At 63.4% G+C, this 13189-nt stretch carries 13 protein-coding genes; 11 read left to right on the top strand and 2 right to left on the bottom strand.

The annotated features are described in order from the left end of the window. Positions 1 to 98: 98 nt before the first annotated feature. From FYC77_RS17105 to FYC77_RS17085, 5 genes are all read left to right on the top strand, one after another. A complete protein-coding gene (locus FYC77_RS17105) occupies positions 99 to 1955 on the top strand; it encodes a bacterio-opsin activator domain-containing protein (protein WP_149082710.1) in 1857 nt (618 codons plus the stop codon). A gap of 171 nt (positions 1956 to 2126) precedes the next feature. Further along, the gene (locus tag FYC77_RS17100; protein WP_149082709.1) at positions 2127 to 2315 is read left to right on the top strand and encodes a DUF1328 family protein; all 189 of its coding nucleotides are present in this window, start codon (positions 2127 to 2129) and stop codon (positions 2313 to 2315) included. Positions 2316 to 2502: 187 nt separating this feature from the next. Further along, positions 2503 to 4437 (top strand): aldehyde ferredoxin oxidoreductase family protein, encoded by a 1935-nt coding sequence (locus FYC77_RS17095; RefSeq protein ID WP_149082708.1) that lies wholly within the window; start codon positions 2503 to 2505, stop codon positions 4435 to 4437. A 230-nt stretch (positions 4438 to 4667) separates the two neighbouring features. Then, positions 4668 to 5237: a YIP1 family protein gene (locus FYC77_RS17090; RefSeq protein ID WP_149082707.1), complete on the top strand. Its 570-nt coding sequence runs from the start codon at positions 4668 to 4670 to the stop codon at positions 5235 to 5237. A gap of 156 nt (positions 5238 to 5393) precedes the next feature. Beyond that, a complete protein-coding gene (locus FYC77_RS17085; protein ID WP_149082706.1) occupies positions 5394 to 5948 on the top strand; it encodes a metal-dependent hydrolase in 555 nt (184 codons plus the stop codon). Between the two features lie 112 nt (positions 5949 to 6060). Here FYC77_RS17085 and FYC77_RS17080 read toward each other — a convergent pair whose 3' ends face one another. After that, a complete protein-coding gene (locus FYC77_RS17080; RefSeq protein WP_149082705.1) occupies positions 6061 to 6267 on the bottom strand; it encodes a 30S ribosomal protein S14 in 207 nt (68 codons plus the stop codon). A 574-nt stretch (positions 6268 to 6841) separates the two neighbouring features. Here FYC77_RS17080 and FYC77_RS17075 point away from each other — a divergent pair. The 5 genes from FYC77_RS17075 to FYC77_RS17055 all read left to right on the top strand — a co-directional run bounded on the left by FYC77_RS17075 (position 6842) and on the right by FYC77_RS17055 (position 11842). After that, positions 6842 to 7429, top strand: coding sequence for a class I SAM-dependent methyltransferase (locus FYC77_RS17075; protein ID WP_149082704.1), 588 nt, complete (start codon positions 6842 to 6844; stop codon positions 7427 to 7429). A 243-nt stretch (positions 7430 to 7672) separates the two neighbouring features. Next, a complete protein-coding gene (locus FYC77_RS17070) occupies positions 7673 to 8860 on the top strand; it encodes an ABC transporter substrate-binding protein (RefSeq protein WP_149082703.1) in 1188 nt (395 codons plus the stop codon). Beyond that, positions 8861 to 9997 (top strand): FecCD family ABC transporter permease, encoded by a 1137-nt coding sequence (locus tag FYC77_RS17065; RefSeq protein WP_149082702.1) that lies wholly within the window; start codon positions 8861 to 8863, stop codon positions 9995 to 9997. A gap of 2 nt (positions 9998 to 9999) precedes the next feature. After that, complete coding sequence (locus tag FYC77_RS17060) at positions 10000 to 10995, top strand: FAD-dependent oxidoreductase (protein WP_238387018.1); 996 nt, start codon at positions 10000 to 10002, stop codon at positions 10993 to 10995. Beyond that, positions 10988 to 11842, top strand: coding sequence for an ABC transporter ATP-binding protein (locus FYC77_RS17055; RefSeq protein ID WP_149082701.1), 855 nt, complete (start codon positions 10988 to 10990; stop codon positions 11840 to 11842). The genes FYC77_RS17060 and FYC77_RS17055 overlap by 8 nt, the downstream gene beginning before the upstream one ends. 44 nt (positions 11843 to 11886) lie before the next feature. On the opposite strand, the gene FYC77_RS17050 is transcribed toward FYC77_RS17055, so the two are convergent. Beyond that, positions 11887 to 12270 (bottom strand): ArsR/SmtB family transcription factor, encoded by a 384-nt coding sequence (locus tag FYC77_RS17050; RefSeq protein WP_149082700.1) that lies wholly within the window; start codon positions 12268 to 12270, stop codon positions 11887 to 11889. Positions 12271 to 12441: 171 nt separating this feature from the next. On the opposite strand from FYC77_RS17050, the gene FYC77_RS17045 reads away from it, so the two are divergent. After that, positions 12442 to 13116, top strand: coding sequence for a helix-turn-helix domain-containing protein (locus FYC77_RS17045; protein ID WP_149082699.1), 675 nt, complete (start codon positions 12442 to 12444; stop codon positions 13114 to 13116). The last annotated feature ends 73 nt before the right edge of the window (positions 13117 to 13189 follow it).

The following is a 13189-nucleotide window of genomic DNA, read 5'->3' as shown; positions in this document are numbered from 1 at the left end:
TACCATGAACGATTATAAGCGTCGTGGGTACCGGTTCGAGAGCCGAACTGTCGGCCGGATCACCATGGTTCTTTGCGGATCGCCGCGTATCTGTAGGCATGGACGACGTCGAGTCAGCGAACGGTAGCAGGGGTGACGGTGGACCGACGAGAGCCGTACTCGAGCGGATCGTCGATCCGGTCGTCGCCATCGTCGACGGGACGGTCACGTACGCCAATCGGGCAGCGCGTGAGGCGTTCGAAATTTCCGACGACAACCCCGGGGCGACGGCGCTCGAGGGCTGGGATCGACTCGCGGAGGCGGTCGAGGAGACGGCAGCCGGAACGGCGAGACACGTCGATCTCGAGGGGAGGTGGACCGGGGCGCGGATACACCGGGGTACTGACGGGGTAACGATCACGTTCGAATCAGACGGGGAGCGCGAACAGGAGGACGACGATCGGGCCCTCAAGGAGCGTGCGATCGCTGAGGCCCCGGTCGGAGCCGTCATCTCGGATCCAGACCGAGCAGACAACCCACTGATTTACGTCAACGAGACCTTCGAGCGTGTCACCGGCTACAACTTCGACGACATCGTCGGCCAGAACTGCCGGTTCCTGCAAGGGGAAGAGACCGACGAAGATGCAATCGACGAGTTGCGCGCCGGAATCGAGGAACGACGCCCCGTCACCGTCGAGTTGAAAAATTATCGCGCAGACGGCACCGAGTTCTGGAACGAGGTGACGGTCGCTCCCCTTCGGAACGATCGTGGAGAACTCACGCACTTCGTCGGCTTCCAGAACGACGTGACGGCGCGCAAGCAGGCCGAACTCGAACTCGAGCGCCGAACCGAGGAACTGGAGTACGTCCTCGACCGGATCGAGGGACTCGTCCAGGACGTCACCGCAGCCGTGACCGGTTCGACCACCCGGTCCGAACTCGAGGCGGAGGTCTGTGAGCGAATCGTCGCGGAAGCCGCCTACGACGGTGCCTGGATCGGCGAACGGAACCCGACGATGGGCGGCGTCGACGTCCGTGCGAGTGCGGGCGAGACGTCCACTCACGATCGAGTGACCGCCGACCGCTCGGCACCGGAAGCGATGGCGACCGAGAGCGTCTCCGTCGAGACGGTCGACGGGCACACCCACGCGACGTTCTCGCTGTCGTACAACGAGATCGAGTACGGCGTCATAACCGTTCGGATGGCCGAGGACCGACCCGTCGACGACCGCGAGACGGTAATTCTCTCCGCGCTCGCCCGCACGCTGGCGAGCGGGATCAACGCCCGCGAGACCAGCCGGATCCTCGAGACCGACGCCATCGTCGCGGTCGAACTCGAACTCGTCGACGACGCGATCGCACCGATCGCGGTCTCCACCGAAGCCGACTGTCGCCTCGAGTATCGTCGGTCCACCCACCGGGGGGACGGGACGGCTTCCCTGTTTACCGTCACCGGTGCCGACGCCGACGACATCCGACGTGCCGCCGAGAGCCTCGACGACGTCGACTGTCGAATCGTCGTCGACCGGGACGACGAGTGTCTCGTCGAATTCGTCGGCGAGGACGACCCCGTCACTCGACTGTCGGACCGTGGTGCCCGCGTCCGGTCGATCGAATGTCGGGACGGTCGCGCCGGGTTCGAACTCGAGGTTCCCCAATCGGGGAACGTCCGGTCGGTCGTCGAGGCGCTCGAGGATCGCTACGATGGAACGAGCGTTCTCTCGGTTCGCCAGCGCGAGATCGGCGATACCCGCCAGGAGTTCGTCGAACGACTCGAGGACAACCTCACCGACCGCCAGTTCGCGGTCTTACGCCGAGCCTACCTCGGTGGATACTTCGAGTGGCCTCGCCCCGTCACCGGCGAGGAACTCGCCCAATCGATGGACGTCTCGCGGCCAACGTTTCACGAGCACCTTCGAACGGCCGAGCAGAAGCTCTGCCAGGCGGTGTTCGACGAGCAGTCGGGACAGTACTGACTGTTGTCGTTTCGCACTGATGATCGCTCGAGGAGGTTCAACGATCTCCGGAACAACGCGACAACGATCCGCATGACTCTCCTCGAGTCTGACCTGTAGTCCGAGGTTAGAACCGCAAACTGGCCCAGACGGTCGCCGGCGTTTATGTACACCGTCGTGATAGCCGGAGGTATGCTCGAGTTCGCAACGCCACTCCAGATCGGAGAGGGTGGATTTCTGTACTGGGCGATCGTCTTCTTCGTGCTCGCGATCATCGCCGCGGCCGTCGGTGCTCGAGGTGTCGCCGGGATTTCGATGGAGATTGCTCGCATCTTCGTGTTGATCTTCATCATCCTGGCAATCGTTGCTCTGTTGCTCTAACCGAGTCCACGATCGAAATCGAGGACGCAATTTTTGCGACGGCGGGATTTCGGGACTATCGCCTTCGAGAGAACGTCAAACGGGCTTCTCGGAAAATCCGCTCGGCAGACCCGTAACCACGAGTGGTTACGAGTGGTTGGGAACGGTTAACAGGCTGGCCGCCTAATCTAAAGACTAGCGGTTTACCATGACAGAACTCGGCGGATTCCAAGACAGGGTCGCCCGCATCGACCTCTCGACGGAGTCGATCAGCTACGAGCCGATCGACGACGAGGACGCGAAGAAATATATTGGTGCGCGCGGCCTGGGAGTAAAGTACGTCTTCGAGCAGGGCCCGGACGTCGATCCGCTCGAGCCGGAGAACCTGCTCGCGTTCATGAACGGCCCCCTTTCGGGGACACAGGTGACGATGAGCGGGCGGATCGCCGTCTGTACGAAGTCTCCACTGACGGGAACGGTCACCGACAGCCACCACGGCGGCTGGTCCGGTGCCCGGTTGAAGTGGGCCGGCTTCGACGGCCTGCTGTTCGAGGGTGAGGCCGACGAGCCCGTCTACGCCTACATCGAGGACGGCGAGGTCGAACTCCGGGACGCCTCCCATCTCTGGGGCGAGGGTGTCCACGAGACCCGCGAACGACTCGAGGAGGAAGTCGACGGCTCCTACGGCAAGAACCTCTCGCTGATGGCGATCGGACCGGGCGGCGAGAACGAGGTCCGATACGCGTGTATCATCAACGAGGACGACCGGGCCTCCGGCCGCGGCGGCACGGGCTGTGTGATGGGGTCGAAAAACCTCAAGGCCGTCGTCGTCAAGTCGAACACGAAGATGCCCCAGCCGGCGGATTCGGAGACGTTCCGCGAGGGCCACCAGCAGGCGATGCAGGCGATCCAGGAATCAGACGTCACCGCGCCCAACGAGGGCGGCCTCTCCCAGTTCGGCACGAACGTCCTGATGAACATCGGCGAGGAGATGTCCGGCCTCCCGACCCGCAACGGAAAGTACACCTCGACGCGGGATGCCCGCGAGGACGGATTCGCAGACGAGGAGTTCGACGCCGAGAAGGTAAGCGGCGAGAACGTTCGCGAGAACATCCTCGTCGACGAGCCGACCTGTCACTCCTGTCCGGTCGCCTGCAAGAAAGAAGTCGAGGTCCAGGCGATGCACAAAGGCGAGGAGATGAACGTCCGGATGGAGTCCTACGAGTACGAGTCGGCGTACGCGCTCGGACCGAACTCCGGTAACACCGAGCGCGACGACGTCGCCATCATGATCGACCGCTGTAACGACATGGGCGTCGACACGATCGAGACGGGGAACATGATGGCGATGGCGATGGAGATGACCGAGGAGGGCAAACTCGACGACATCGGTGGGCTCGACTGGGGCGATACCGAAACCATGATCGACATGATCGAGCGGATCGCCCACCGCGAGAACGACCTCGCGGACTTGCTAGCCGAGGGGCCACGCCGCGTGTCCGAAGCGCGCGACGCACACGACAACTCCCTGGCCGTCAAGGGTCAGACGATTGCGGCGTACGACCCGCGTTGCATGAAGGGGATGGGAATCGGCTACGCCACGTCAAATCGCGGGGCCTGCCACCTGCGCGGGTACACGCCTGCCGCCGAAATTCTCGGCATCCCCGAGAAGGTCGATCCCTACGAGTGGGAGGGGAAAGGCGAACTGACTGCGGCGTTCCAGGATCTCCACGCCATCTCCGACAGCTTCGACATCTGCAAGTTCAACGCCTTCGCCGAGGGCATCGAGGAGTACGTCCTCCAGTACAACGGGATGACCGGACTCGACGTCACCGAAGAGGAACTCCTCGAGGCCGGCGAACGCGTCTACAACCTCGAACGCTACTACAACAACCTCGCCGGCTTCGACGGCTCCGACGACTCCCTACCCGCACGCTTCCTCGAGGACGGCATCCGTGGACAGGGTGCGAGCGAGGGCGAGTACTGCGAACTCGAGGAGATGAAAGAAGAGTACTACGACCACCGCGGCTGGGTCGACGGCGTCGTCCCCGACGAGAAACTCGAGGAACTCGAGATCGAGATCGGACCGGGAACGGGCGTCAGCGGCGACGGCGGCGGAGCGGCCGCAGCGAGCGACGACTGATCCACACGCACTCGAGTCGCGTCGGATCGAACGTGGGTCGTCCGCGTTCGACCGGTCCGTACCTCGAGACCGGCCGAGTTCACTAGTACCCTCGTTTTTGTTCGTCGATACGGATTCAGTGGCGTTCGTGGGACGACGCTTTACGACAGCCGCCAACTCCCTCCGTACGACAATCGGCCAGCCGTTCCGCCCTTCGATATATTAATATAACAATGACCATATCTGATCATATGGGGTTGGCAAAACAGTGGAAAGGCGTCAACGGCTATATGATCAAGAAGCCGAGCACGTTCTTCTCGGCGTACGACGAGAACCACGGGATCGGCTACCCGCTGCAGTTCCTGCTCGTCACGTTCGCGGTCGCGATGGCACCCGTTTTGCTTATCGGGGTTTTGCTCAACATCACGTCGCCGACGGATGCGGCCCTGGTCGGTGCGATCGTCGTCGTTCTGGGGCTGGTGATGTGGATCGGCGTCGTCCTCGAGGCAGTCCTCGCACACGCGGTCGCCTCGCTGTTCGGCGCGAGCGGACTCACGTATACGCTCGAGGCGTACGCGTTTCCATCGCTCGTCCGATACGGGTTCTGGTGGTTCCCGCTCGTCAACATCGTCCTCGCGTTTTACGGCCTCTACCTGCAGATCAAGGCCCTCTCTGCGTTTCACGACATATCGACGGGGAAAGCCACGATCGCCGCGTTGGTCGTCCCCGTCATTGTGTTTCCGATCCTCGCTGTCGGCCTCCTTTTGATTCTCCCGATACTCCTCGCGTTCGTGATGGACATCGGTGGAACAGCCCCTTGAGCGCTCGGTGGAACGGCTCCCCGAGGTTGGATCGGCCGGTGAATCGATCGCCCTGGACGCCCCTGCCCTCGATTTTCCGCCACTCGCTTCGTCGAAGACGCCCGTCGGAACGTCCAAGGCGACGGACATATGCTGCCGTCCTGCGTACCGCCGCCTATGATGGCCACGACCCACGTCTTCGTGGGCCTTCTCGTCGCCGCGGCCGTCGCAGTCGTCGAACCCGCATTCGCACTCGAGGCGGGAGTCGCCGCGATTCTCGGGGGGCTCTTTCCGGACCTCGACGTGGCCGCGTCCCACCGGAAGACGCTCCACTTTCCGGTCTACTATGCGGCACTCGTCGTTCCCGCGGTGGCGCTGGCGCTCGCTGCTCCGTCCGGGGTGACGGTCGCGGTCGCCGTCTTCCTCCTCGCAGCGGCCGCCCACTCCGTCTCGGACGCCCTCGGCGGCGGCCACGAGTTACGCCCCTGGGAGGGTGAGTCCCCTCGAGCCGTCTACAGCCACTACCACGATCGGTGGCTCGAGCCCCGCCGGTGGATCGGCTACGACGGCTCGCCGGGCGATCTCGCACTGGCGTCGGTGCTCGCGCTCCCGGCGCTTTTCGTCTTCGACGGGTTCGTCCGAACGGTCGTCGTCGGAATGCTCGTCGTCTCGATCGGCTACGCACTTGCGCGAAAGGCCGTCGCCGCGAATGCCGAGCGGCTGGTCGAGTGATACGAATTGCTGTCACGATCTACCGGCGAACCCGCAGACTGGTCGCGGGTTCGGCGGTACCGACTGACAGTAAACCGTATGAAAAGGGTTGTACCGGCCTCCGGCGGACGATCTATTTGTACTTTCGAAATCCCATATCGCGGGCCATCTCCCTGAACGACTGCCGACTCAGCCAGATGTCGTACTTTCCGACCAGTCCGTCCTCCCGACCAGTCACGCGGCAGACGTGGGTGTGACCAGTCCGTTCGGCGTCCGCGCCGGATTCCTCGTCGGTCGTCGCCTCGTCGTCCCCGCCAGTCGGCTCGTCCGGCGGGCTCACCGCCGATCACCGCCCGACTCGAGACCGCGTTCGTTCCGTACTTGAGTGGTGCACATCGACTCCGACGACGACCTCCGGACGGAAATGTGTTACTAAACCCTCGGCGAGTATTATTAAAACGGGTTTTCGTCGCCGGCGTTACTGCTCAGACCGTTTGGTTGCATTTCCCACTCGACACCTAACTCTTCGGCACGGTCGAGGATCGGCCCTGCAGATCCTCGAAACTCCACCTGTCGTATGCACTCATCGATGTCTTCTCGTGGCCCCTCCAATCGGATGAGAGTGTCTGTGTTCAGCCATTCAACAGCCATACGATATGTTCGAATTGATAGGACTTAATCTACTCGGTTACGCCGGCCGTGGCTATCACTGTCGTCTCCCGATGGAGCGACCGCTCCGAGACTCGCCGTGTGGTCGACCGCGGGTGAACCGTCTCGAGCGAACCGATCGGTCGCACTGTCCGAGGCGACTTCGGTACTCGTGGCGACCCGAGCGAATCGCGTGTTCGACGAGGATCTCCGCATCCATCTCTGGTAAAGTTTATTATTATGCGTATCTGAATTAATAACACCGAATGTCATCCAACGATCCACGCGAACGCTGGAACGAGCGGTATCGCGACGCCGACCCACCGACCGAACCAACGCCGCTGGTCGAGCAGTATCGGGACCGACTCGAGGGGGAAACCGCCCTCGACGTGGCGACGGGCGGCGGGCGAAACGCCATCGCGCTGGCCGAAGACGGGTTCGCAGTCGAGGCGATCGACATCGCCGAGGCGGGCCTCGAGGTCGCTCGTGAACGGGCCGCCGAGCGAGGTGTCGACGTCACGTTCGTTCGCGCGGACGCCGAGACGCGCTCGTTCGGCGTCGACCGGTACGACGTGATCTCGGTGTCTCACTACTACAGCCTCGAGACGCTCGCGAAGCTGACGCGGGCGCTTTCCCCCGGCGGGACGTTACTGTACGAACACGACCTCAGGGTGCCCGGCGACGAGACGGACCGGTTCGGATTCTACCCGAACGATCTCCTGCGATCGTGTCTCGACCTCCGTATCGTCCACTACGAGGAACCGTTTCGGGTGACCGACGAGGAAAGCGGGGTGCGATTAGTCGCTCGAGCTCCGACGGCCGTCGATGGCGGGCCGACCGACTCGAGGACGTGATTCATACGAATTGTTGTCCCGCCGTCCCGACGCACCCGTCCCGAGGTTGGGTCTGTACCGACGCTGATGGATAGTACCCCGTCTACCCGTCCGGTGTTCGAACCCGCTCACGGCGCTGTCGAGAGTCGACTGAAGCTGATTCGTCGTCCGGTGTTCTAACCCGGACTCGAGTACGCCCTTGTCATATTATCTCCTTCTACTTCTTTAGCAATATTTATTAATAGTTGGGCCGATTTTCATATTGTGAACGGAGAACGACTCTCGAGACGACAGTCCCTGTCAGCTATCACTACGGCGGGAATCGGTGCCGTCGCAGGATGTGTGGGTGGAACCGAAGAATCGGACGAAACGGACGACGCGGACGGAAGCCACGGAGGCGACGAACACAGCGACGAACCGGTTGCCGAGACCGAGTCCGCCGTCGACACGCCCTACGAAGTCTGCATGGACCCGATGGGGTGTCAGGAGTTCGACGCCGTGCCCGAGACGTGGGTCACGAACGACGGCACCTACGCCGACATCGGCGTCGCCCTGGATGTCACCGACGGCCTCGAGGGGCTGGGCGAGCCCCACCGGTACTACACCGGCTACTACGACGAGTTGCCGGGCGTCTCCCTCGAGAAGGAGGACCTGCCGGAGCTTGCACCGGATCGGAGCGCGGACAGGGAGCTGTTCTACGAACTCGACGTCGACTTACACGTCATCGACCCGAAACGGATGGAACACACCTTCGGGCTCGACGAGGACGATGTCGAGGAGCTCGAAGAGAACGTCGCCCCGTTTTTCGCGAGCTACATGCGCCATCGCAACGACGAGTGGCAACAGGACTACGAGTACTACGACCTCTTCGAGGGGTTCGAGCGAATGGCCGCGGTGTTCAGGCGCCAGGAGCGTTTCGAGCAGTTTCGGGCGTTCTACGACGAGTTCCTCGCGGACATCCAATCTCGGATCCCCGAGGAGGGACCGGAAGTATTGATCGTCAGAGCGCTGGGCGACGAACCGGAGGAGTTCTTCCCGCGGTATATCGACGACGAGGCGAACTTCGTCAAACGCTGGCGTGACCTGAACGTCCGGGACAACCTCGAGGGGTCGGGAATTCCGGAGTGGGGAACCCGCCTGGATTACGAGACGCTTGCCGACCTCGATCCCGAGATCATCGTCGCCGAAGGCCAACACGACGACGACATCACGCTCGACGAGGAACGCTTCGAGAACGTTCTCGTCTCGTACATGCAGTCTCACCCGCTTGCGGACTCGATCACGGCCGTCCGCGAGGGACGTGTCTACCCCGGCGGGATCAACTACGAGGGGCCGATCACGCTCCTCTTCCAGACCGAGATAGCGGCGAAACAGGTGTATCCCGAGGAGTTCACCGAGGACGACCTTTTCGACCGCGAGGAGCTCGCCGCAATCATCACTGGCGACGCGTAGATGAGCGACAGCGTACACCCGAGTACAGAGCCAACCCCAGAGACCCCCGACGAGCGAACCAGCTGGATCGATCTCCCGCTCGTGAAACTCGTCGTCTCGAGTCTGCTCGTGACGATCGTCGCGGGGTTGATCCAGGTCTCGCTTGGCTCTTACAGCATGACAGTCGGCGAGGCCTGGTTCGCGCTGGTCGAGCCAGCAACGGGACAGGCCAAGCGGGTGCTCGCCGGCGAGATTACGCCGTGGACCGCCGTCACCGACTTCACGGAGAGTCTCGAGGCGACCGAGCAGATCGTCGTCTGGGACGTCAGGCTCCCGCGCGTACTCGTCGCGATCTTCGTCGGGATGAACCTCGCAATCTCGGGAGCGATCTTCCAGGCAGTCACGCGCAACGAACTCGCGAGTCCGTTCATCCTGGGAGTGTCCTCCGGGGCCGGCCTGGCAATCTTGCTGACGCTCGTGGCTTTCGCGAGTCTGGCCGTCTACTTGCCGCTGTTTGCCGCGGTCGGTGGGATGATTGCATTCCTACTCGTCTACGCCATCGCTTGGAAAGGCGGAACTTCGCCGGTTCGACTGGTGCTGGCTGGCGTCATCGTCGGCACGGTCTTCAGTTCGATCCAGACCGCGCTGTTTCTGTTCGCGCCCGATGTCGGCGTCGTCCAGAGCGCGATCCAGTGGACCACAGGATCGCTCGTCGGCGCAGACTGGGGGCAGGTACGGCTCGTCCTCCCGTGGACGGTCCTCGCGGTTGGCCTCTCGCTGGTCGCCTCGAGACAGTTGAACGTCCTCCTGCTGGGAGAACAGACGGCGAGCGCGCTCGGGATGAGCGTCGAGCGCGTCCGCTTCGCGCTCGCGAGCGTGGCTGTCCTCGCGGCCGCGGCGAGCGTCGCGGTCGCCGGCATCGTCAGCTTCGTCGGGCTGATCGTCCCGCACGTGGTCCGAAGCGTCGTCGGCAGCGACTACAAGCGGGTGATCGTCGGCTGTCTGTTCGTCGGCCCCGCGTTGATGGTCGTCGCCGACGTCGGCGCTCGACTCGCCCTGAGCCCCACACAGCTTCCGGTCGGCATCATCACGGGGCTCGTCGGCGGCCCGTACTTCCTCTATCTGATGCGCAAAAAACGGAATCTCGGTGATATCTGAGCATGAACGGTCACGAATACGACACGAACGAGACGAACCGCGAGACGACCCAACCGGAGACGAACCGCGAGACGAACGAAATGGAATACGACACGAACCGACTGGAGATGGAACGCAATACAACCCTACCGGAATGTGACTCGAGCGAAGCGGATTCGAACTACCGCACGGACGGCGGACCGACCCGTTACGACGTCGCGGTCGTCGGCGGCGGCGCGGCCGGCCTCTCCGCCGGCATCTTCACCGCCCGCGCGGGCCTCGAGACGGTCGTCCTCGCTCGCGGTCGGTCCGCAATCGATCAGTGTGGCCTCCTCGAGAACTACCTCGGCTTTCCGGGCGGGATCGATCCGGCCACGTTCCTCGAACTCGGCCGGGAACACGCCCGCTACGAGGGCTGTCGCGTCGAGTCTGAACTCGTCGAGGACGTCACGTCGCTCGAGGATGGGTTTCGCGTCGAGACCGCCGAGGGGCAGGTCGTCGACGCGACGCGCGTCGTCGCCGCCTCCGTGTACGATTCGGAATACCTGCCCGAACTCGATGCCGGCACGATCTTCGACGAACACGAGCGGTTCATCGAAACGGACCACGGCGGCCGAACCGCGATCGACGGCCTCTATGCCGCCGGCAGGCTCACCGACGTCGCCCACCAGGCGATCGTCGCCGCCGGAAACGGCGCCCGCGTCGGCCTCGCGGTCGTCCGCGACGTCCACCGCGACCGCGGCTACTGGGACGAGATCGCCGACTACCGCGACTGGATCGTCCCCGACGGCCGCTACGGCGGCGAGGAGTGGGAAGCCCACGTCGACGAGTGGGTCGACGAAACGATCCCCGAGGGCGCCTCGTTCGATGCCGAACGGGTCGAGCGGGTGCGCGCCGACGTCAAGGAACGTCGGCTCGACCGACAGATCTCCGAGGAGGAACGTCGGCGGCGGATCGCCGACGGACGCGACCTCCTCGCCGAACACGTCGGGACGCCCGACGACGCGAGCAATGACTGAACTCACACATCCCGACCGCCAGGAGCGTGAATCCAACGCGCCCGACGGCAACGAGCCGTCGCTCGAGGGTCGACCCGCACTCCGCGGGGAGAACCTCGTCCTCGGCTACGGCGACGAGCCGATCGTCGACGGGGAATCCCTCGAGATTCCGGCCGGAGAGATCACTGCCATCGTCGGCCCGAACGGCAGCGCCAAGAGTACGCTCCTTCGCGCGCTCGCACGCCAACTCGAGCCCGACGCCGGGACGGTCGTTCTCGACGGACGAGACGTAACGGAGTTCGGAGACAAGGCGTTCGCCCGGACGCTCGGATTGCTCTCACAGGAGAGCGTCTCACCCGACAGCGTCACCGTCGAGGAACTGATCTATCACGGTCGGTACCCACACCGCGGCTTCTTCGAGCCGGTCGGCGACGACGACCGGGCGGCCGTCGAACGGGCGATCGAGTTAGCGGGCGTCGAGGATCTCAGGGATCGCGAGGTGGGGGCACTCAGCGGCGGCCAGCGACAGCTCGCCTGGATCGCGATGGCGCTGGCCCAGGAGACGGACGTGCTCTTGCTCGACGAGCCGACGACGTTTCTCGATCTTCGCCATCAGCTGATGGTGATGGACGTCGTCGAACGGCTCAACGAGGAGTCGAAGACGACGATCGTACTCGTGGTACACGACATCGGACAGGCCGCACGACACGCCAAGCACGTGATCGCACTCCAGGAGGGGACGGTCTACGCCCGCGGACCGCCTGCGGAGGTGCTGACCGAAGAGCTGCTGGCGGACGTGTTCGGAGTCGAGGCGACCGTCGAGACCGTCGACGGCCAACTTCGCGTACTGGCCGATCGACCGCTGTGACGGCCGGTGAGACCGGGATAGAGTGGAACCGTCGGCGAAATCGATCAATCGCCAGCGACGGCGTGTGGGGACTCGGATTCGGCCGCCGGCTTCGTCAGTTCGATCTCGACCGAGCCGCTCTCGGCGACTGAGACGATCACGTCGTCGAAACAGGGGCGATACTCCGTGGCGTGCTTGCCGGAGGTGTTGATCCGAACCCGTTCCTCGACGAGATCGGCGTCGGTTAACATCTCCACTTTGCGGTAGGTCGTCGACATCGGAATCTCACAGCGCTCGGAGAGTTCCGTCGCGGTCAACGGCTCGTTACTCGTCGCCTCGAGGATGGCCCGGCAGGCGTTGTCCTCGAGTGCGGCGAGCACTGCCTGGACGTCGGTATCCTCGGATCCGGTCGGCCATCCTCGAACTGCATTAGCGTCGGAAGTGGGCATCGTACTTCCTCGTAGCGGGTGGGGACCCACCAAACGAGCCCCACTAAATACAGGGTATTTTATATCGGGGTAGATGCTTCAGTCGATCCGGAGTCGATGGGGCGATCTAGCGAATCCGACCCATCCGTTGGACGGAGGGTTTACTTGAACGGAGCAACCATCGAACGGTAGATGTCCTCGGGGATTCGTGCAGAAGTGAGAATTGACGATCCGCCGGAGTGTGTCGTCACCCACGCCTCCAGGTCGGTCGGCGGACGGGCCCACTCGGTGTCGAAAAGTGCGAATCCAGCCAATCCCGAGCGAGTCACCGAGGAGTTCGTCCTCGAGGGTGCGGACGATCTCGACGACGCTGTCGAACTGGTCGACGACGTCGACCTTTCGGCGATCTTCGAGTACGGCACTGGCTCCGTCTACCGCTTCGATCGCGACCTCACCAGGGGATGTCCCTGCGAGACAGTCGAACGGTTCGACTCCCCCGTGGTCGACGTCCGTAGCCGCGGCTCGTCGCTGTACCTGACGTTTCACGCGCCGGATATGGCGTCACTCCAGTCGATTATCGGCGAACTCCAGAGCCAGTGTTCGAACCTCGATGTCCAACGACTCCTCCGGTCTCAACAGGACGGCGGCGATCGGAACCTCGTCTTCGTCGATCGGAGCGCGTTGACCGACCGCCAGCGCGAGGTTCTCGAGACCGCCCACCGGATGGGGTACTTCGATCATCCGAAACAAGCCAACGCCGGAGAGGTCGCCGAGGAACTCGAGATTACGGGAACGACGTTCGCCGAGCATATCGCCGCGGCCCAGACGAAACTCCTCGATGCGATCCTCGAGGGAAACACACGGTAAGAACGCTTCGGGAACTACTGGGCCGTGGAACTGAACCGCAATCCTATATATACTGACGCGAAGGTAGTACCTA

It is taken from the genome of Natrialba swarupiae (assembly GCF_008245225.1).
Lineage (GTDB): Archaea > Halobacteriota > Halobacteria > Halobacteriales > Natrialbaceae > Natrarchaeobius > Natrarchaeobius swarupiae.
This window is presented reverse-complemented; position numbering and strand designations above follow the sequence as displayed.

What these genes read in the sequence shown, in the direction of transcription:
- FYC77_RS17060 (WP_238387018.1), top strand. Translation starts at nt 10,000, where the DNA reads ATGAACGGTCACGAATACGACACGAACGAGACGAACCGCGAGACGACC.
- FYC77_RS17065 (WP_149082702.1), top strand. Translation starts at nt 8,861, where the DNA reads ATGAGCGACAGCGTACACCCGAGTACAGAGCCAACCCCAGAGACCCCC.
- FYC77_RS17100 (WP_149082709.1), top strand. Translation starts at nt 2,127, where the DNA reads ATGCTCGAGTTCGCAACGCCACTCCAGATCGGAGAGGGTGGATTTCTG.
- FYC77_RS17095 (WP_149082708.1), top strand. Translation starts at nt 2,503, where the DNA reads ATGACAGAACTCGGCGGATTCCAAGACAGGGTCGCCCGCATCGACCTC.
- FYC77_RS17045 (WP_149082699.1), top strand. Translation starts at nt 12,442, where the DNA reads ATGTCCTCGGGGATTCGTGCAGAAGTGAGAATTGACGATCCGCCGGAG.
- FYC77_RS17075 (WP_149082704.1), top strand. Translation starts at nt 6,842, where the DNA reads ATGTCATCCAACGATCCACGCGAACGCTGGAACGAGCGGTATCGCGAC.
- FYC77_RS17055 (WP_149082701.1), top strand. Translation starts at nt 10,988, where the DNA reads ATGACTGAACTCACACATCCCGACCGCCAGGAGCGTGAATCCAACGCG.
- FYC77_RS17105 (WP_149082710.1), top strand. Translation starts at nt 99, where the DNA reads ATGGACGACGTCGAGTCAGCGAACGGTAGCAGGGGTGACGGTGGACCG.
- FYC77_RS17090 (WP_149082707.1), top strand. Translation starts at nt 4,668, where the DNA reads ATGGGGTTGGCAAAACAGTGGAAAGGCGTCAACGGCTATATGATCAAG.
- FYC77_RS17085 (WP_149082706.1), top strand. Translation starts at nt 5,394, where the DNA reads ATGATGGCCACGACCCACGTCTTCGTGGGCCTTCTCGTCGCCGCGGCC.
- FYC77_RS17050 (WP_149082700.1), bottom strand. Translation starts at nt 12,270, where the DNA reads ATGCCCACTTCCGACGCTAATGCAGTTCGAGGATGGCCGACCGGATCC.